The following is a 20,686-nucleotide window of genomic DNA, read 5'->3' as shown; positions in this document are numbered from 1 at the left end:
GGCAAATAGGCAATGTCACGAAAAAAACATAAAATGTTTCAATTTTAAGATGAACAAAAAATTAGCGGATTTCGTATTGATTTTATACAATTTTACTGATATACTTAAAATCATCAAAATGATTTAGAATTTTATCATTTTTGACAAATTTTTCAGAAAGGAGTAAAAAGGGATTGTGAAAGAATTAGAGAGCACTGTCTTTTCGGCAAATTTAAGAAAGCTGAGGATGTCACGTGGTATGACGCAAGGCGAACTGGCAAAGAGATTCAATATCTCCAGAAGCTGCATTGCAAATTATGAATCAGAGAAAAGACAGCCCGATCACGAAATGATTCGGAAAATTGCAGATTATTTTGATGTGAGCATCGATTTTCTTTTGGGAAGAAGCTCAGTGAAGATGACTGTACCCGACAGTGACGAAATGTTTAAGCTGCAGCAGATTGGCAACGTTTTAGACTTCGGGGACAAGCTGGACCTCAGCAATGCAGAGCCCAGGGTAAAAATTGCATTGATTGAGTTTTACAGTTATTTAACCACGATAATGTAGCTTTTTTTAGCAGTTTTTCGTCAGCGGATGGAAACGGAAAGATTTTTTTTACAGCCGATGAAAAAACCGCTGGTGAACCAGAGAAAAAAATATGTGATACCGGGGCCGAACGGCGCGCGTTCCTCAAAAAGGCAGTTGATTAAAAATGCAATGGAGGCTGCCTTTAAAAACAATACATACGATTTTGGAACCGGGCCATTTTTAAACAGAGTCGCCGTGCGCAGGGGGACAGCCGCAAAAATGAGAAGCGGCAGAGCGGATACAATTCCGAAAGAGAGCAGGGCAGCTAATGGCAGCGACTCGATGTAAGTGCTTCCGCTTCCGAAAAACGGGGCATTTGGAAAATTTGCCAGAAATATGAGAGTAAACTGTTCTGAACGCCCGGAGGTAATTTCGTTTACGCCTAAAGATGCGCGGTTGTTAAAAATAATGTTTCCAATTACCAGTTCGCGCAAGGCCGGTATGACAAGGACAAGCAGAACTGCCAAAAGAACAGCAATGATAATGTAAAGGCGTTTTCGCCTATTCTTTATCACACACACATACCACACAACCAAAGCGGCCGCGAGTCCAATGATGGACGCGCGGCTTTTTAAAAGCACCATAAAGCCGATAAACAACACTAAAAGCAGTGTGTTCAGTTTTACATTTTTAATAATTTTTAAAAACATGATACAGCAAACCGCTGTTAAAATGATCGGGGCCAGGGAGTTTTTGCGGGAATAAACATAGGTTTCAGCCGAAAGCCAAATTCCTGAAAAACTGGTTATGATGGTGTAAATGGATATGAAAGTGGCACAGAGAACATAAACCTTAGCGCCGGTAAGAATCAGTTTTTTTTCCGAAACAGCGCCGGCCAGCGACCCTGTTAGGAATACAAACGCGGAGAGGTTTGCCGAATAGGTAATTGGCGAACACAAATAACCGGAAAGGTTTCCTTTCACCAGCCCGGTTAAAAATGTGAGTAAATCAAAAATCAAAATGGGACAGAGGAAAAACAACGTTTCCCGCTGCAGCTTAAGGCGCGACTTTGCGGCAAAAAAAAGAAACGCCATGAACCATAGTAAAATAACCGCGGCACGGATAAGCCAGACTTCAGACAAAAAATCAATCTGCGACAGAACAGACACCATACACAAAAAGGCGAACAGTTTTTTTGGTGTAAGGTTCTTAAAAAATTCTGCAATCCGGGGGAACCGCCTGGTAACGCCGTTTACGGCAGGGGCAAGCCTGGTCTGCAGAAAAGCGGCAAACACATCTAATAAGGATATGATGTTATCTGCCCATGAATGTATCAATCGCCTGTATGTGGTCGCGTACCTCGTTTTCAATCGTATACTCCTTTATAACAGAAAGGCTTTTTTTTCCAAAGCAATATCGTGTGTGGTCTGAAGATAATAAAAATGCAAGCCCTTCACGAATTTTCATCATATTGCCCTTTGGCACAATCATCCCGTTTTTCCCTTCTAAAATCAAGTCGGGCGCGGCGCCGCAGCTGTCTGTGGCAATTACCGGGAGCCCGTTTGCCATTGCCTCAACCAAAACCATTCCCCAAACGTCGGAATCAGACGGCATTACGAACACGTCTGCCGCGCGAAAGTAACGAACCAGGCCGCTGTAGGGCAAAAAGTCTATAAACCGCACGTTTTTTGCCCCCATGCGGTCAATAAGCTCCATATGGTAACGGTCGGCCGTTCCCCCCACAATGACGACTTCCGTATCGGGAAGGTCTTTCGCCGCTTCGATTAATAAATCGTAGCGCTTTAAAGGCAGCAGCCTCCCAACGGACAAAACCATTTTTTTTGCGCAAATGCCCAGCTCTTTTTTTAATTTTATTTTTTCCGGCTCCGTGGGCGGCGCCGCTAACATGTCATTTTTAAAAAGAGACGTAAAATGATATTGTAAAATCTTATTTCGGTCTGCACCATAGTGAGTAAAATAGCCGGCTGCGTTTTTCCCGGTTCCCAAATACAGTGCGGCGCCCGAAATAAAATAGGTTTTTATCTTTTTTAAAAGCGGATGCTCCTTTGCAGGAAAACCGCCGTCTATGCTTAAAATATACCGCATGTTATGCCGTTTCATATACCGGATTGCAAGCATTTCGGTTGGTGTGCTATATCCGCCGATGATTCGCACGTCGAAAGAATTGTCTTTCAAATAGTGCAGGACGTTTCGGGAAAAAGAAGCCGCCGCGCTGATTTTTACACCGCCTAAATAGAGTTCGCGAAAGTTTTCAGCGTTTCTGCTGCGCCAGCGCGCGTCCCTGTCGCCGGCGGTTTGGCGTTCATATAAAACAGTCAGGTTCACCTCTTTCCCCAGCTCGTTAAAAAAATCTACACGGTAAGGCGCCGGGAGGTTCGTAAGGTATAACACGTTCATCAAATTTCACCCATTCAATTTCCCATATATGTTTCTAGCAAATCTGCGCTTATGCCTGGGTTCAAACGCTCTTTAAAAAATAAATAGCCCTTTCGGCCCATCTCTTCCCGCATTTGAGAATTTTCGCACAGTTTCCCCGCAAGCTGTTTAAATTGCGCAAGGCAACCGTTCTTACACCAAAAACCGCAGCCGGACTCCGAAAGTAAGTCTTTTATATCGCTGACGTTATCGGTGCAGGCCAAAACTGCCAGAGAAAAATTCATATAGGAAAGAATTCGGGAGGGGAAGTTGGGAACCGTAAACCGGCTGTCTAAAAAAATCAGACCGACATCACATGCAGACAGCAATTCCTCATAATCACACCGCTTCAATTCGTTTAAAACCATAAAATTGTCCGCGTTGCTCAGCGCATGGCGCACGTACTCGGTGTGCGTTCCCCGCCCGACGGCGAGAAAAAAGGCCTTTTCCATTTCGCAAATTTTTTTCGCGCACGCAATTAAGGCGTCTGGCGACTGAGGAAGCCCAATGTTTCCGCCAAATACAAAAATGGTTTTGTCCGCTGGCAGATGGAATTTTTCCCTGACAGACGCTTTCGAAATTGCCGGCATTTCAGAAACCGCCTTGGTATTGGGGAAAAAAACTACCTTGCCGGATACCGCCGGGTTGTGTTTTTTCATATATTCCATATTGGCTTTCGACATGCAGCCAATTTTGTCCGACACGCGGTAAAGCGCATTTTCCTGTCTTCTAAAATATTGAAATATGAAGCTGTTCTTTTTATAAATTCCCAGGTCTACGCCGTTTTGCGGAAAAATGTCCTTTAGCATTAAAAAGGACGATGCACCAAATCTTTTTTTCGCATATTGAACCGTTTTATAAACGGCAAGGGGCGGCGTTTCATACAAAATCAGGTCATACGTCCTGTTTTTCAAAAACCGCATTATGCCTCTTTTTAAGTGATGACTGAGCAAAAGGGTTGCCAGACCTTTTTTTAAAAAGCCCACATTATACAGGTTTCCGGTGCGGACGCGAAGAACTTCCAAACCGCGCTCGGTTCCCAACTGCGCCTGTTCCTGCGTTTTTTTTCCATCCGCAACCACCACCGTCAGACTGTGTCCCCTGCGGGACAGCTCGCAGGCAAGGTCAGTATATATGGTGGCGCCGTCTTCAGGACGCGGGAAAACGGATGTAAGATAAAGTATATTCATGCAGACTTCATTTCCTTCAATCATTCCACATATGATATATATGGGTTTTTCTGTCTGATTTAAAATTATTTTTTTTATAAAAGGCCAAAGCCGCGCTGTTGCGCTCCTGTGTGCCAACTAAAATTTTTGTCACGTTTTTTTCAGCACGAAACACGCCCAGCCGGCGCATCATTAAGGTTCCGATTCCCATGTCCTGAAACGTTTTGCAGACGGACAACAGCTCAATGACTATGCTTTTTTTGTCGATGAAAGAAAGCAGCATAACACCGGCGCAGCGGCCTTGATATCTGCAAATACAAAAATACTTGTCCGGCCTGTTCTGAGCATTTTTCAGCCAGTTATAAAACACGCCGTCGGCCTTTTCCATTGTAATATGCTTGTCCTGATAAAAACGGGAATGGACGAACGAACCCTGCACAGCGTCAAACACATCGGGACTAAGGGGCATATTATTGTCCAAAACAACGGAATATCCCTCTTTTATTTCTAACGGCAGTGCAGAAACAGCCCCCTCAATGCCCGCAGGGTCTGAGCTGCACAGCCGGATATTGACATCTGTTTTTATCGTATTGGGTAAGCTTAAAATTGTTTTTTCGTTGCCAATCAATGCATCCGGGTTGTGGATGGTGACAAACCGGTATTGCATTGATAGCCGAACCAGTTCTTTTGCGTCGTTATCCGACAGCGTCCCCAAAATATCAATGTTTGCACAGGGAAAGCCGAAATATTCTGTGTCCCACGCAAGACCGTGAACTGCAAATGACATTTTTTCACCCCTTCACAACAGTTTCCACCGTTGGACAGGGAGATGGAACGGCTGTATTGTAAATATTTTTTGATTGAAACAAAGCTGTAGCGGTTTTCAACATAATTTTCATATCCATTATAAAGGAAACATTCTGGATATAAAAAATATCAAACTCAATCCGTTCCTTCCAGCTAATGGAGTTTCTGAAATAGGCCTGGGAATAACCCGTAATGCCGGGCCGCACCAAAAGCTTGTCGCGCTCATTGCCCACATAGAATTTTTCCTGAGAGGGCAAATCCGGCCTGGGCCCTACAAGGCTCATTTCACCTTTCAGCACGTTCAAAACCTGGGGCAGCTCGTCTAACGAAAACCGCCGAATCCATTTGCCGCAGGAAGTTAAGCGATAGTCGTCTTCTGAATTGTATGTAGAGCCGTCGGGATTGCGCAGATCGGGCATATTTTTTTTCATGGTTCTCAGTTTATACATTTTAAAAACTTTGCCGTTTTTGCCCAGCCGTTCTGCAAAATAGAAAGGCGTTCCGCCGTCGTTAAAAAAAATAACGACAGACAGAATTAGAGAAATGACCAAAACAAAGGGCAAAGCAATAAGAGAAACAATTATATCAAGCACGCGTTTAAAAAAGAAACGGTACATTTTAAGTTACCTCCGGAGCCGGGAGATGCATGCAAACAAACTGCATACAACACCACATATTATCATTTGTCTTTATCATACCATAATTTCAAAAAAAAATCAACAAATTTTCAAATTATACTTGATAATTTCATAGTCATAATATATACTATTAATAAAAACAGTGCTCTGCATGGCTGTAACAGAAAAATAATAAAAAAATATGGAATAAGAATTGACAATTGCAGCAATTCGCGATATAATAACATAAAACAGTGTCATTTGTTTATGCACTTAAGGAGGCCCAGCGTGAAAAAATCTACGAAAAAAAGACTCCTTATTGCAGGTATTGTTTTTGCTGTTTTGGTCATTGGCGGTGTTGTTGCGTTTAATGTGGCCGTAAACAAAATGTTTTCAAAAGTGACACAGACCATCAGCGACAGCGACCTGCTGAAAGACAATGGCAGCGTGGAGCTTCCGGTGGTTACCGAGGGGAATGATGCAGACCCGGCAGAAAATCTTAAAATAAAGCTTGACGCCGAAACAATGAAACGATTAGAGTCGAAAATTTCTGTGAGCGACAAGTTTGCAGTGCTGTCCCTTCTGGCAAAGGCGCTGCCCTCTGAGGAATATTCCCGGCTTTTGTCTTTTGCAAAGGACGGAATCAGTCAGGAAGAGCTTACGCAGGCAATGCAAATTCTGCAGGAGAACCTAACGGATGAAAACAAAGAACAAATTAAACAATATTATTCAAAATACCTGTATCTGTTGGAGGAATAATTTTAGGAGGTAACCATGCCTCGCAAAATCGATTGGGGTATATCAGTATTTTGCTCATGGTTAAAATAAAAATATAATATTACAAAAATACGAAGGAGTGTTAAAAATGAAAAAGTTTCTTTGTGCCATTTTGACATCTGCCTTATTGCTTACGTCAGTAACTCCGGCGTTTGCGGCAGGTTCAATTGATGTGCCCGAAAGCAAAATTTCAGAGATTGTAACTGAGTTTTGTAAGTATATGCCAGAGGATCCAGGCCAGCGCATTCGAATTTGGATGGTATTTAAAGCATATATGGTTGACGGAACAAACGGCATTGACACAATTATTGCCGCTTTGAAAGGCGAACAAGATTTACCGGCAAACGATGACATGCAAATTATCTTTAATAAGTTTGTTGACCAGGTAAAAGATAAGTACAGCGATCAGTTTATCTTTTTACTGGAGCTTTATAAAAACACCAGTTTAAGTGCCAGAAAAGAATCTCTCGACAATTTTGGCAAAGATCCTGTAAACGGGGTGTTCGAGAAAACGCCTCTTGAGTTAAATGCTGAAGAAAAAGCTGCGGCAGATGCACTGTTTGACGCATATATCACTGACGATGCAGAAACAGGCTTAGATTTTCATGAAATTGACAGTGCAAATTTCTTGAACCTGATTACACCGTTTAACGGCCGTTTTAAAATGACAAATGACAGAAACGACGATTTTGTGCTTTCTACATATAGCAAGACCTTTGCTAAGGATCTTGGAAGTACATTGGAGTATTCTTCAATTAACGGTGTAGATGTAGAATCAAGAGGCACCGACCTTCAGAAAGGTTTCGATATTCTTACCGGTGTTGTAGAAATGTTTAACTCATTTTCTGACGAACAGAAAGACAATTTAAAGATTGTTCTTGCAAATGAAGATATTAATCTCTACAAAGAAGGTCAGTCAGCGGCAGAAAGACCGGCTGATGAAGAAGATCCGGATGATACGGATGATACGGATCCTACACGCCCCGGCGGTGGTTCAACAAGACCGAACAGACCGGGCACTTCTACGGGTGATGAGTTTGTTTTGACAACACCGACGTACAACACATCAAAACCACTGTTTAACGATATGACATCAGGCAGCTGGGAAGTACCGTATGTCATGAACCTGACAGAGAGAAAAATCTTTATTGGTTATGAAGACGGTTCGTTTAGACCGAACATCAGCATTTCCCGTCAGGAAATTGCGGTTGCTCTGGTTCGTGCGATGGGACTGTCACCTGACGCTGCAATGGCAGATGCAAACTCCGGATTCTCAGATGATGCTACGATCGCAGATTGGGCAAGAGGTTATGTAAATATTGCAGTTGAAAAGAAGCTCTTCACCGGTTATGATGACGGGGAATTTAAACCCACCCGCACAATTTCCAGACAGGAACTGATTACTGTTATTATGAGACTCACCGAAGACTCAGACGCTTCAACATCTATGACCTATACAGATGCAGCAGACATTCAAGGCTATGCAAGAGAATATGTAGGCAAAGCAACCAACCTTGGAATTGTCGGTGGTTATCCGGATGGCTCCTTTAAGCCTTTTAATGATGTAACAAGGGCAGAAGCCGCTAAGATGCTCTACAATGGTTTAGAATATTACACCTTTATGAGCAAATAATAGCTGAATTTTAAATGAATGAGACCGCAACGGATTGAAAACGCAATGACGTTTCATATTTAGTTGCGGTCTTTTTGCCAGATGAAACAAATATATGAAATAGGATTAGCAGAAAGGATAAATTATGAAAAGAATTATTTCTATTATACTTGCTGTTGTGCTGGTTATCATGCCGGCTGGCGTTATTTCGGGAGAAGATTCCGGAATTTTAGATTCGGTTTTAAATAAACTTGCACAATATACAACGGAACAGCGTGACGGTTACATTAGTTATTTTCGGCCATTTATTACAACCGATACCGGTGTAAGCGCGGCCTTGCTTAACTTAGATTCCGGTGCTATGGACGGTATTATTCAAGAAATTGTCGGTGATTCCGTGGACAAGCCGACGTTAAGGAGGGTGTTTCAGTCCTTTACCTGTATTAAAGATGAAACAGGGATTCGGCTCACTTACGCTGACATTCTTCAAAAGAAAATTGAGTTAGAAAATGCTTCGGATGCAACGCTTAAGGGCATGGAAAAATTGATGAATGTTTTGTATAAGCGTTATCCGGCGGCAGAAAAAATCTTTACCGAGGACAGAATTACTGCCGGTGTTGTTGCAAATCTGTTTACCATAATACCGGAAATTAACGAAAGCAAACCGATGCTAAAATTTAAAGACGGCGAATTTGATGTAAATTTCGTCAGCCAAACATTTGCTGATGATTTCGATGCGGTTTGGGACGGCTATATCAGCAAGACAGGCAAAACCGTGACCTACCAGCAGATGGTTGACACGTTAGTTACCTTTTTAAACAGTAAAGTTCCGCAAAGCGACAAGTCCTCGGTGGCAACGGCCCTTGACGACCTTGGCGTTTGCAAGAAAGAATCCTCCTCCCAATCCGGCGGCGGAAATGGCGGCACGGGCGGCGGTGGAAATGGCGGAACTTCAGATAACAACAAGCCGGATGACACAAAGCCGACAGAAGAAGAAACCGGCAACTACACCGTTTTAGAATCTTATGACGGTATTACGGACGAGCTTTTGGGTGGCGGATTTATTATTAAAACCAAAGCAGACACCGCCAATGTGATTGAAATTTCCACACAGGCACAAAGCCCCATGCTTTATGAATTCAGCGGCGGAAAGCTTGTTCCGGTGAAATATTCCGTTCCGTCGGAAAAAGGAATATTAGCACAGGTGAAGGCAGACGGCGTTTATGTTGTAAAATCGCTATCCTATCCATTTGCAGATGCAAACGGCTGGGGAAAAAGCTTTATTGCGGCGCTTTATAACCGCGGCATTATCAACGGCAAGAGCGAAACCGCCTTCGAGCCGGATGCCAGCATCACCAGGGAAGAATTTGTAAAGCTGGTGGTTGAGCTGTTTGATTTAAACGACACAGCATTAAAGGTTGATTTTAAAGACGTAGCTGAGGGAGCGTGGTACTATTCCTATGTTGCCAGCGCGTATGAAAACAACATTGTAAGCGGTATTGGTGAAAACATGTTTGGAACCGGCCAGAAGATTAAGCGTCAGGATATGGCAAAAATTATTAATACTGTGCTGGAAGCAAACGGAATCCGTGCAGACAAGGCAAGCAGTTCTGTGTTTAAAGATTACGGAACCATCAGCGACTATGCGAAAGACCACGTCCTTGCAATTTTTGGACTGGGCATCATCTCGGGCGACGACAACGGAAACTTTAATCCAAACCAGTTCGCAACAAGACAGGAAGCAGCCAAGATGGTTTATGGCATGCTGACGGCATATGTCAATTCATTAAAGGAGTAATTTGCATTGGATAAAATATTTAAGCAGCTAAAAGAGGAGTTTTCCCTGTCAGACAAGGTGATTTCTAACATAGTCACTTTAATTGACGAGGGCAACACCATTCCTTTTATTGCGCGTTACCGGAAAGAATTGACAAATTCTGCCGACGATGCACTGCTTAGAAAATTTTATGAGCGTCTGAAACAGCTTCGCGCCCTGGAAGAAAAGCGTGACGACATATTGAGGCTTATCGGTGAGCAGGGCGCGCTCACCGATGAATTAAAAGAAAAGATTGAAAAGGCTTTGACCCAGACAGAGCTGGACGATTTATACAGGCCATACCGTCCGAAACGCAAAACCAGGGCCTCTATAGCAAAAGAAAAAGGTTTGGAGCCGTTGGCAGAGCTGATTTTGGCACAAACTGCCACGGTAGCGGAAGTGGAAAAGGCCGCGTCAGCGCTGGTGGGCAAGTCCGTGGAGTCGGCAGAGGAGGCCTTTGCCGGCGCGCTTGATATCATCGCAGAAACCGTTTCCGACAACGCCCAGGTGAGGGCCTTTGTCCGGAGAAAAATTTGGAACGACGGATTTATGACGGTGAAAAAAGCAAAAGATGAAGACAGTACCTACGCCATGTATTACGACTTTCAAGAGCCGGTGCGGAAAATTGCTAATCACAGAATTTTGGCAATCAACCGCGGTGAAAATGAAGGCTTTTTAAAGGTATCGTTAGACGTTGAAGACGCAGATATCGTGCAGGGTATTTCCAGGCTGTATGTGAAAAAAGACGGCACCGGCCGCCTTACCGAAATGGTGGTTTCTGCCGTGGAGGACGCATTAAAACGGCTGATTGCCCCATCTGTGAAAAACGAAATCCGCGTGGAGCTAACAGACCGGGCGCAGGAATCTGCCATTGATGTGTTTTCCGATAATTTGGGCCGCCTGCTCATGCAGCCGCCGGTGAAGGGGAAAATCGTCATGGGGGTAGACCCGGGCTACCGGACGGGCTGCAAAATTGCGGTGGTGGACGAAACGGGGAAAGTGCTCGACACAACCGTGGCCTTTTTTACACTGGAGCACCACGACAAGAAAAAAGCAAAAAAAATGCTACTTAACATGCTTGAAAAGTGGAACGTGGATGTAATTTCCATTGGGAACGGCACCGCGTCAAAAGAGTCTGAGTTATTTATTTCTGAGTTAATAAAAGAAACAAAGCACGAAGTGAAATATGCAGTGGTGAATGAAGCCGGCGCGTCTGTTTATTCCGCATCAGAACTGGGTACGGAGGAATTTCCGGATTTCGACGTTGCGCAGCGCAGTGCGGTTTCCATTGCCCGCAGGCTGCAGGACCCGCTTTCCGAACTTGTGAAAATTGAACCGAAATCCATCGGCGTGGGGCAGTATCAGCACGATATGAACCAGAAACGGCTCAGCGAGGCCCTTGCGGGAACGGTGGAAGCCTGCGTGAACGCCGTGGGCGTGGATTTGAACACGGCATCGGTGCCGCTGCTTTCGTATATTTCCGGAATTAATAAATCCATTGCGAAAAACATTGTGGCCTATCGGGAAACCGAGGGCAAATTTACCGAGCGCAAACAGCTGATGAAGGTAAAAAAGCTGGGAGCAAAAGCGTTTGAGCAGTGCGCTGGATTTCTGCGCATTACAGACGGGAAAAATCCGCTGGACGCAACACCTGTTCATCCGGAATCGTATCAAACCGCCAAACTGATTTTAGAAAAAACCGGCGCATCTGTGGTGTCCCTTGACCGGGGTAAGTTTGACGCAGAAATAAAAAAACTGGATTTAAAACGGATCTCAGAAGAAACCAATACTGGTGAAATTACCATAATGGACATTATCGAAGCAATTAAGAAGCCTATGCGCGATGTGCGGGACGAGTTGCCAAAACCCATTTTGAAATCGGAACTGATGTCCATTGAAAACTTAAAGCCCGGAATGATTCTTACCGGAACCGTTCGGAACGTGATTGATTTCGGCGCGTTTGTTGACATTGGCGTCCACCAGGATGGACTGGTGCATATTTCGCAAATTTGCGCACGTTACATTCAACATCCCAAGGAAGTTTTGAGTGTAGGTGATGTGGTTTCTGTTAAGGTGCTAGCCGTAGACCTTGTTAAAAACAGAATTTCACTGTCTATGAAGGAGGCTTAGTTAATTTGATTAGTTTTATGCTTTTATGCAAACTAACCAAATAAATTGCCAAAATTTTGTTCAATAATGGCCTAACAATCGGGCTGGAATTATGGTATAATTAATTTGTTACTAATTTTATGTGAAATAAAGTGAAAGTTAAATTTGGAGGTAGTTAAAAAATGGCAGGACTTAATCTCAAAGGCATTTACAAAAGATATCCAGGTGGTGTTACCGCTGTTGGTGATTTCAATTTAGATATTGAAGACAAGGAATTTATCGTTCTTGTTGGCCCTTCCGGCTGCGGTAAATCAACAACGCTTCGTATGATTGCCGGTTTGGAAGACATATCTGAAGGCGAACTTTATATTGACGACAAACTGATGAATGAAACGCCCCCGAAGGACAGGGACATTGCAATGGTTTTCCAGAACTACGCCCTGTATCCGCACATGACGGTGTTTGACAACATGGCGTTTGGTTTAAAACTTCGTAAAATGCCGAAAGAGCAGATTAAGCAAAGAGTTACAGAAGCAGCAAGAATTCTGGACATTGAACATTTGTTAGACAGAAAGCCGAAGGCTTTGTCAGGCGGTCAGCGCCAGAGGGTTGCATTGGGACGTGCCATCGTCCGTGAACCGAAGGTGTTCTTAATGGATGAGCCGCTCTCAAACCTTGACGCAAAACTCCGCGGACAGATGAGAGCAGAAATCAACAAATTACATAAAAGACTGCAAACAACCTTTATCTACGTTACCCACGACCAGACAGAGGCTATGACAATGGGAAGCCGTATCGTTGTTATGAAAGACGGTATTATCCAGCAGATTGATTCGCCTCAGGTGCTTTACGACAATCCTGTAAATATGTTTGTCGGCGGCTTCATCGGTAGCCCGACTATGGATTTTGTTGATGGCACATTGGAAAAGAAAGAAGACGGCGTTTACTTTACGTTTGGGAAAGCTTCCGTTAAATTCCCTGACGGCAGAGCTTCAAAAATTATTGACAAGGGATATATCGGCAAGCAGGTTGTTATGGGCGTAAGGTCGGAAAATATCCGCGATGAAGAGGTTTATTTAAGTTCCGCTCCTACCAGCGTTGTAAACGCACATGTAGAGGTAACAGAGCTGATGGGTTCAGAAACCCTGCTTCACCTTACGATTGAAGGCGCATCCTTTATTGCCAAAGTTGATCCGAGATCTACAGCAAAAGCTGGAGACGATATTAAAGTTGCGTTTGACATGAACCGGGTGCACTTATTTGATAAGGAAACAGAACTTGCAATTTTAAACTAAGTTTTTATATATTTAGTACGCAAAAAGAAACAAACAGGAGGGCCTTTTCCTCCTGTTTGTTTCACTATAGGGAGAGAGGAGAAATTACTGTGAAAAAAAGATTTTTTACAATTTTTACGGCTGCGGCAATTCTTGTGCTGAATGCGATGGTTTCTATGCAGATAAGCGCGGAGGGGGACACGGTGAAAACCCTGGATAACGGCTTTTTAAGAATTGAACTTTCTGACGGTGCTTTTGCAAAAGACACGGCGCGTTCCTTTACATTCACCCCGGCCGAAAGTGGAACCTATGCGCTCTTTGCGTTAAAAAACAATGGCGCATCAACAGCAACGGTTCAGGTGTCGGATGGCTCCTCAGCAATTGCCAGCTTTACGCACTACTGTGTGCAAAACTACAGTAATCCGGCCTATGTGCGACTCTACGGCAAGAAAACTACAAGCGACACGACATCGGAATTGGTTACTGGTGAAAACAATCTTGCCCTTGAAGCGGGCAAACTCTATACTATAAGCCTTTCGTTTTCTGAAAATACAACGGTAAATTACATTGATGTCAGGAAGCTTGAGCTTTCCATTTTATCTGACAAGGTATCTCTTTCCCCGTCAGACTGGATTGATGCAGATGTCGGAACCGTGCACGTTGACCAGCAGATGTCCGGCGGACGGAAAGCCGTTCCGGAAGGATATCCACTGGTGGGCGACTATACCTCTTCCCAGTTGACTAGCCCGGTGAAAACATTCAGAGGCGTATATTTTACTGGCTCTAAATATTTAAAATATACCTTAGACGTGCAAACAGCAGGCTACTATATGTTCACGCCCAGCCTCAGCATCTATAACAACAGCAACATGGTTTCGCTGTACGCCAATGGTTTAGAAGACTCCGACAGGGTCGGTGAAATCTGCTATTTGAAAGACAGCGACACGGGCGTTGTGTCGAAATCGTTCCCGGCAGTTTATTTAAACGCCGGCGCAAATGATATTTATTTTCTGAATTTATCCGGCGAAGGCTATTTTGACGGACTGACTGCCGAACGGACAGACGTTTTAACGGTAAACGCTGAAGGGTCTACGTTCTTGGCGTTAAATGAATATGCAGACGTCACACCACAGGAAAATGTTTCGGTTGGATCTGCTTCAAGCTACACGGCAAACGGTCTGGTGGGCGGAAAAAGCAAAGCGTTAAAATTTCTCGCCGGGACAGATGTGACATATACGTTTGATATTTTGGAAACAGGAACCTATTCCGTGCTGCTGGAGGCGAAATCTGCTCTTGGCGGTATCGAGATGTATTTTGACGGAAGTACTCAGAACGATACACATGCAATGTATATGACCAATGCGGCAAGCAGCCAGATGACGAAACAAATGCCCTGGACGCTCGTTTCAGGAAAAGAGCTTGAAGCAGGCACCCACAGCATAACACTTTCTTTCACGGTTGACACGGAAGTTTGGCAGGTTTGCGTAAAACGCACGGACATTGCCGTAAAACCAACCGGTAAGACAGTGATTGCAGCAAGATATGATTTTATTGATTACGTATCCGGCAACGACTGGTGGTCGCCCGCCGGACAGGCCCTTCAAGGCGGTAGTTTCAACATTGCAGGCAGCACCTATTATAATATTATTGCCTGCAATAATACATCGGGAGCATTAATTACCTATAAAGTAAATGTGAATGAGACAGGCTGGTATGACATGAGCCTATACCTAAACGGTTCGGCCGGCAAAAGCCTGGTTTGGTCTGTTTATGCAGACGGATCAGACGCGGAGTCAGGAACTGCAACCTTTACAACCGCCGCGGCGGTGACAAAACACCCATTTGACAATGCGGTTTATTTAACGGCAGGAACGCACGCACTCACGTTTAAAAAGACCTCCGGTGTGCAGGCGGACACCAGACTGTTTGCAGTTGAACTTGAAAAAGTTCCCGCTGCTGCGGTGGACGTAGCAGCCAGCGGAAAAACGAAAATTCCCTTTGCGGCGGCAGTGAACAGCTCTGGCACCTCTATTTCCGGCGTAGACGTTGTGTTTGAAAGCAATGGTTTTGCAGAGTTTAAACTCAATATTTCGGAAAAGGGCGACTATATGTTTTTCCTGACTTCCACACAGGGTGCCCCGGGAAGCGCGCAGGCGATTGTGGACGGGGTTAACAAAACTGACCCCATGTATGCAGAAACGGGGAACTTGGCTACACACACCGATAGACGCGAGATGAGAATCGTTGAGGATTCTGTAACGTTGGACCAGGGCGAGCATACGTTTCGGCTGGAATATGCAAACGGCGGCGTCTTTTCTAAGCTTGAAATCAGAAGAATTGATAAGATTTTATCGCCAAGCGGCATTACGCGCTTTGGCGCAAGGGAATATAAAACCGGAAATATTAACAACAAGGGCTGGTGGTTTGGCTACCAGGTTTGGGGTGACCAATATAAGGTAGACGGCGAAACCTACGACAATGCCGTGTTCCATTCCGGCGTGGCTTTTACCTATGCGCTGAATGTAGAAAAAGCCGGTTTTTATAACGTCCGCCTCTTGCTGAACAATGACAACAGCGGCGACGCAAAAACTGCAACCGGAATAAAATTAAGTGTGGACGGCGGGGCGGCTTCAAATTCTATCAGCTATTCCTGCCCGTTAGCAGCATACACAGCACAAACGTTTGATGAAACCGTCTATTTGCCGGCGGGCTATCATACGGTTCAAGTCATTGCCGCAAATCCTGCGGCCGGCACAACGCGGATTGCAGCCGTTGAATTTGAAAAGGCGGACAGCCGCAACGCTGTAATGATAAACGCTTCTGCCGGCACCTGTACCTTTGATTTCGCTATAGAAGCACCTGCCGAGGGCGTTGTGGTTATGGCAGTTTACAGCGGCGAGGAATTGGTGGGCGTTGTTTCAATTCCGGTAACAGAGGAGGACACAGCTGTTTCAGAAACCGTGCCCTATACCGGCGGTCAGCCGGATTCGGCAAAGCTGTTTGTTTGGAACAATCTGACGGACGTTACGCCTTTTGTAAAAAATATTACGGTTTTAAACACAGACGACAACTGGATTGTAAAATAAAGTATCATATAATCGCATTGCGGTGTACACTCCGCAATGCAGTTTTTCTTTTTCGCTGGAAAAATTAACTTGAAAACGGCGTTGTGCTGTGGTATAATAGAATCCGAAATTTAATGAGAAAAGAGGCAAATTAATGGACACAACATTAGTAATTATGGCAGCGGGCATCGGATCCCGGTTCGGGGGCGGAATCAAACAGCTTGCACCTGTGGGCCCCAGCGGTGAAATTATTATGGATTACTCAATTCATGACGCATTGGAGGCAGGGTTTAATAAAATTGTCTTTATCATCCGCCACGATTTAGAAAAGGATTTTCGTGAGGTTATCGGCAATCGAATTGAAAAAATTTGTGATGTTTCCTATGCATTTCAGGAACTGGAAAACCTTCCCGGAGGTTATAAAACGCCGGCAGAACGGAAAAAGCCATGGGGAACCGGCCACGCAATTCTTTCCTGCAAAGGAATTGTAAAAACTCCCTTTGTCGTAATTAATGCAGACGACTACTATGGAAAAGAGGCCTTTGTCCGGGTGCATGATTACCTGGTTTCTGAAGAAGCAAGAAAAAATCCGTCTAGTTACTGCATGGCCGGCTTCATTTTGAAAAACACGCTCAGCGACAATGGCGGCGTTACCCGCGGCATTTGCACGGTTGATGATAATAATATGCTGGTAGATGTTGTGGAAACTTCTGATATCACCAGAATCCCCGGCGGCGCAGCGGTGCCGGCAGAGGACGGAACGCTTGTTCCCATTGATGCTGAAAGCTATGTGTCTATGAATTTTTGGGGGCTTACACCGGAGTTTATTGACTGCCTGGAGGAGGACTTTATTCACTTTTTGTCAAAGGTGAAACCGGGAGATTTGAAATCTGAATACTTGCTTCCGACTATCATTGACGATATGATAAAATCTGGAAAGGCCAGCGTTAAGCTTTTGGAAACGAACGATAAGTGGTTTGGCGTTACATATAAAGAAGATGCGTCGGTTGTGGTTGAATCCTTTAAAAAGCTGGTTGAAGCCGGCGTTTATCCGAAAAAACTGATGTAGTTGCGTTATAAAGAAAAGGGAGAACCGCAAGGGTTCTCCCTTTTGCAATAAAAAACGCATCTGCTTAAAAGCAGATGCGTTAAAAATGCGGCATTCGCCGATGGAGCTGCTGAGCGGACTTGAACCGCCGACCTACGCCTTACCAAGGCGTTGCGCTACCTACTGTGCCACAGCAGCATTTTTTACTGACGAATGTTATTTTACCACAATCTCAGCGAAATGTAAAGACTTTTTTTTATTTTTTTGCATGTAATTTGTGAATATATTGTCATAAATATACTATATGTAGTTTTATACAACTTGCACAAAAAAAAAATCAAAAAATCTTTCATATTACTATTGATTTTTTTGATTTTACCAGTTATAATTAATATTGTATAAATATATCATATTTATTTTAGAAATATTTGTACGAAGCGTATCCATAATGGCTTTCAAAATTTTATATGAAAATGAAATAAAATTTACAAAAGCGAAAAGAGAGTGATGCGTAAAAATGTTTTCGTCCTTTCGGACGAGTTGCGGCAAAAAAGCCACACAATTATTTTATTAAAATTAAATTAGTAAAGGAGAGGTAATGAAATGAAGAAAAAACTTGCAATTTTATTGGCGTTCATGATGATTTTGAGCACCATGTGCAGTTTAAATCTTGTATCTGCGGAGCCCAGTGCCGACGCACCGATTTACAATTTTGTAGCAGGTAAAGGCAATGGATTTAGTGCAGGTAATAAGGCTGCCGGAGTAGTGTTGTATAGTGGAGAATGGGCAGATTTTAAGAGCGGTTTGTTCCCATTAGCAGCGGTGGCAGACAATACGACAGCAGCTTTGGGCGGAACGTTTGTAATTACATACGACAAGTCGAAAGTAACGCTGATGGCTTATGATGATATTGACGAAGTATGGTCAGAAGCGACGTCAGATTCAGAGATTTGGTATTCAAGTGCACACTCATCAGTGACGGGTGCAAGTGGTGTAAAGTCAGGCTTTGGAACAGAAGATAATCGTGGCTATGCATATACGGCATGGGCAGCGATGAAGGGCGAATTTGATACTGATGCAATAAAGGGAAAAAGTAGAGATGCAGAATTAGGTTGCTATGTATTTAAGACAAATGATGGCGTAACAGTGGATGATTTTGATGAAAATACATTTAAACTGTATGAGGGACAGACATCGGCAGACATAACAGCAGGATTGGCATCGGGCGGTTCACCGTTATCTTTCAATGTAAAGATAGATGGAAGTGAGCGTAAGTTTGGTGTAACAGACAGTTTGCAAGAAAGAGAACCGATGACAGTGAACTTTGTATATCCAAATTCTACACCGAAGCCGGCAGAGAAGTTTACGGTAACTTTTGTGGCCGACGGCGTGACGGTAGACACAATTACAAAGAATGTTGGTGAAACAGTAGCAGTATCCGAGTTCCCCGAAGTACCTGCTAAAGCAGGATTCACCGGAGCTTGGGATGTCAAAGAAGACATTACAACAACAACAACGGTTAATGCGGTTTACACACCGATTCCTGTTGAGAAGTTTACAGTGACATTCGTGGCCGACGGCGTGACGGTAGATACAATTACAAAAAATGTTGGTGAAACAGTAGCAGTATCTGAGTTTCCGGCAGTGCCGGAAAAAGCCGGTTACACAGGTGCATGGGATACAACAGAAGCAGTTACAGCAACAAAAACAGTAACAGCAGTATATACCCCGGCATCTGTAGTGCCCAGTGCCGACGCACCGATTTACAATTTTGTAGCAGGTAAAGGCAATGGATTTAGTGCAGGTAATAAGGCTGCCGGAGTAGTGTTGTATAGTGGAGAATGGGCAGATTTTAAGAGCGGTTTGTTCCCATTAGCAGCGGTGGCAGACAATACGACAGCAGCTTTGGGCGGAACGTTTGTAATTACATACGACAAGTCGAAAGTAACGCTGATGGCTTATGATGATATTGACGAAGTATGGTCAGAAGCGACGTCAGATTCAGAGATTTGGTATTCAAGTGCACACTCATCAGTGACGGGTGCAAGTGGTGTAAAGTCAGGCTTTGGAACAGAAGATAATCGTGGCTATGCATATACGGCATGGGCAGCGATGAAGGGCGAATTTGATACTGATGCAATAAAGGGAAAAAGTAGAGATGCAGAATTAGGTTGCTATGTATTTAAGACAAATGATGGCGTAACAGTGGATGATTTTGATGAAAATACATTTAAACTGTATGAGGGACAGACATCGGCAGACATAACAGCAGGATTGGCATCGGGCGGTTCACCGTTATCTTTCAATGTAAAGATAGATGGAAGTGAGCGTAAGTTTGGTGTAACAGACAGTTTGCAAGAAAGAGAACCGATGACAGTGAACTTTGTATATCCAAATTCTACACCGAAGCCGGCAGAGAAGTTTACGGTAACTTTTGTGGCCGACGGCGTGACGGTAGACACAATTACAAAGAATGTTGGTGAAACAGTAGCAGTATCCGAGTTCCCCGAAGTACCTGCTAAAGCAGGATTCACCGGAGCTTGGGATGTCAAAGAAGACATTACAACAACAACAACGGTTAATGCGGTTTACACACCGATTTCCACAGGCGATGCGAAACTGAATGCAATCTTTACAGATGGCTTTAAAGTAGCAGACTTTGATGCGGATACGAAAGAATATAAAGACATTAAAGCATCAATTGGTTATGATAATTATGTAATTGCAGGATATGCTGATGCGGGCGTAAAAATCGAATACAGCATTGATAATGGTGCATTTGAATCTGCAAATAAAGAAAATGCGTTCTACTTCGATTTAGAAAGAGGTAAGATGACGTCAGTTAAAATTAAGCTGACGAATGCAGCAGGTGAAGAAACCATTTATTCATTTGAAATTGTTCTTCCTGCAGCAGAGGTTTCTTACTTTGAAACATCAGGTTTTGAAATTGAAGGCTTTACGCCGGAAACAAAAGAATATACAGTAACACCTGATTCATCAGAAAAGTATATGCGTCTCTGGGGTAAAGGACCGGTTGATGATGACGGTATAAAATTTGAGTATGCAATCGGCGAAGCAACTGATACACCTGAAAGCAAAGACTATGAAGCTTTAGCAGTAAACTGCGATGCAAGAGAAAACGAATACTTTGAAGGCACGCCGAACTTTGATGTAAACTGGAGTGAAAAAGGCTTTGTAAACCTCTGGACAGAGGATGGTCTTTCCGGTAAAGCAATGTTCATTAAGGTAATCAGTGAAGGCGCTCCGGATAGTTATTATGTAATTAAGTTTCAGTAATTAAAAATAAGTTGTTTAAAAAAGGCGGTTCTGTTAATTAGAACCGCCTTTTTGTTGTTTAAAACTGCAGTATTTGCTTAAAATATAATGAACGCTTTCACTGATTACCTTAATGAACATTGCTTTACCGGAAAGACCATCCTCTGTCCAG

The 20,686-nt window shown here is 43.7% G+C and carries 14 protein-coding genes and 1 tRNA gene; 9 read left to right on the top strand and 6 right to left on the bottom strand.

Annotated elements, in window-relative coordinates:
- Positions 1-175 precede the first annotated feature (175 nt).
- Positions 176-547 carry a helix-turn-helix transcriptional regulator gene (locus WIG73_RS02975; RefSeq protein WP_249313696.1) on the top strand — a complete coding sequence of 124 codons (372 nt, stop codon included), beginning with the start codon at positions 176-178 and terminating at the stop codon, positions 545-547.
- Between the two features lie 20 nt (positions 548-567).
- Here the strand turns inward: WIG73_RS02975 and WIG73_RS02970 are convergent, their stop codons facing one another.
- Genes WIG73_RS02970 through WIG73_RS02950 form a run of 5 tightly spaced genes read right to left on the bottom strand, consistent with a single transcriptional unit; the run spans position 568 to position 5,537 of the window.
- Positions 568-1,878, bottom strand: coding sequence for an O-antigen ligase family protein (locus tag WIG73_RS02970; protein WP_337399227.1), 1,311 nt, complete (start codon positions 1,876-1,878; stop codon positions 568-570).
- Positions 1,823-2,926 carry a glycosyltransferase gene (locus tag WIG73_RS02965; protein WP_337399226.1) on the bottom strand — a complete coding sequence of 368 codons (1,104 nt, stop codon included), beginning with the start codon at positions 2,924-2,926 and terminating at the stop codon, positions 1,823-1,825. Before WIG73_RS02965 ends, WIG73_RS02970 begins: the two co-directional genes overlap by 56 nt.
- A 14-nt stretch (positions 2,927-2,940) precedes the next feature.
- Entirely contained in the window at positions 2,941-4,134 is a 1,194-nt protein-coding gene (locus WIG73_RS02960) for a glycosyltransferase family 4 protein (protein WP_337399225.1), read from the bottom strand.
- A gap of 16 nt (positions 4,135-4,150) precedes the next feature.
- Positions 4,151-4,900 carry a GNAT family N-acetyltransferase gene (locus tag WIG73_RS02955; RefSeq protein ID WP_337399224.1) on the bottom strand — a complete coding sequence of 250 codons (750 nt, stop codon included), beginning with the start codon at positions 4,898-4,900 and terminating at the stop codon, positions 4,151-4,153.
- A 4-nt stretch (positions 4,901-4,904) separates the two neighbouring features.
- Positions 4,905-5,537 (bottom strand): sugar transferase, encoded by a 633-nt coding sequence (locus WIG73_RS02950; RefSeq protein ID WP_337399223.1) that lies wholly within the window; start codon positions 5,535-5,537, stop codon positions 4,905-4,907.
- A 288-nt stretch (positions 5,538-5,825) separates the two neighbouring features.
- On the opposite strand from WIG73_RS02950, the gene WIG73_RS02945 reads away from it, so the two are divergent.
- From WIG73_RS02945 to WIG73_RS02915, 7 genes are all read left to right on the top strand, one after another.
- Positions 5,826-6,296: a hypothetical protein gene (locus WIG73_RS02945; RefSeq protein WP_337399222.1), complete on the top strand. Its 471-nt coding sequence runs from the start codon at positions 5,826-5,828 to the stop codon at positions 6,294-6,296.
- Between the two features lie 106 nt (positions 6,297-6,402).
- A complete protein-coding gene (locus tag WIG73_RS02940) occupies positions 6,403-7,947 on the top strand; it encodes an S-layer homology domain-containing protein (RefSeq protein ID WP_337399221.1) in 1,545 nt (514 codons plus the stop codon).
- 124 nt (positions 7,948-8,071) lie between these two features.
- Complete coding sequence (locus WIG73_RS02935) at positions 8,072-9,724, top strand: S-layer homology domain-containing protein (RefSeq protein WP_337399220.1); 1,653 nt, start codon at positions 8,072-8,074, stop codon at positions 9,722-9,724.
- A 6-nt stretch (positions 9,725-9,730) separates the two neighbouring features.
- Positions 9,731-11,872, top strand: a complete 2,142-nt coding sequence (locus WIG73_RS02930; protein ID WP_337399219.1) for a Tex family protein — start codon at positions 9,731-9,733, stop codon at positions 11,870-11,872.
- A gap of 161 nt (positions 11,873-12,033) precedes the next feature.
- Entirely contained in the window at positions 12,034-13,146 is a 1,113-nt protein-coding gene (gene ugpC / locus WIG73_RS02925) for a sn-glycerol-3-phosphate ABC transporter ATP-binding protein UgpC (protein WP_337399218.1), read from the top strand.
- An 89-nt stretch (positions 13,147-13,235) separates the two neighbouring features.
- Positions 13,236-16,211, top strand: coding sequence for a hypothetical protein (locus tag WIG73_RS02920; protein ID WP_337399217.1), 2,976 nt, complete (start codon positions 13,236-13,238; stop codon positions 16,209-16,211).
- Positions 16,212-16,344: 133 nt separating this feature from the next.
- Complete coding sequence (locus WIG73_RS02915) at positions 16,345-17,259, top strand: sugar phosphate nucleotidyltransferase (protein WP_337399216.1); 915 nt, start codon at positions 16,345-16,347, stop codon at positions 17,257-17,259.
- Positions 17,260-17,360: 101 nt separating this feature from the next.
- Here WIG73_RS02915 and WIG73_RS02910 read toward each other — a convergent pair.
- Positions 17,361-17,436 (bottom strand) — tRNA-Thr (locus WIG73_RS02910).
- A 405-nt stretch (positions 17,437-17,841) separates the two neighbouring features.
- Between WIG73_RS02910 and WIG73_RS02905 the strand changes: the two genes are divergently transcribed.
- The gene (locus WIG73_RS02905; protein WP_337399215.1) at positions 17,842-20,535 is read left to right on the top strand and encodes a hypothetical protein; all 2,694 of its coding nucleotides are present in this window, start codon (positions 17,842-17,844) and stop codon (positions 20,533-20,535) included.
- The last annotated feature ends 151 nt before the right edge of the window (positions 20,536-20,686 follow it).

The sequence above is a fragment of the Congzhengia sp. genome, assembly GCF_037235575.1.
GTDB lineage: Bacteria > Bacillota > Clostridia > UBA1381 > UBA9506 > Congzhengia > Congzhengia minquanensis.
This window is presented reverse-complemented; position numbering and strand designations above follow the sequence as displayed.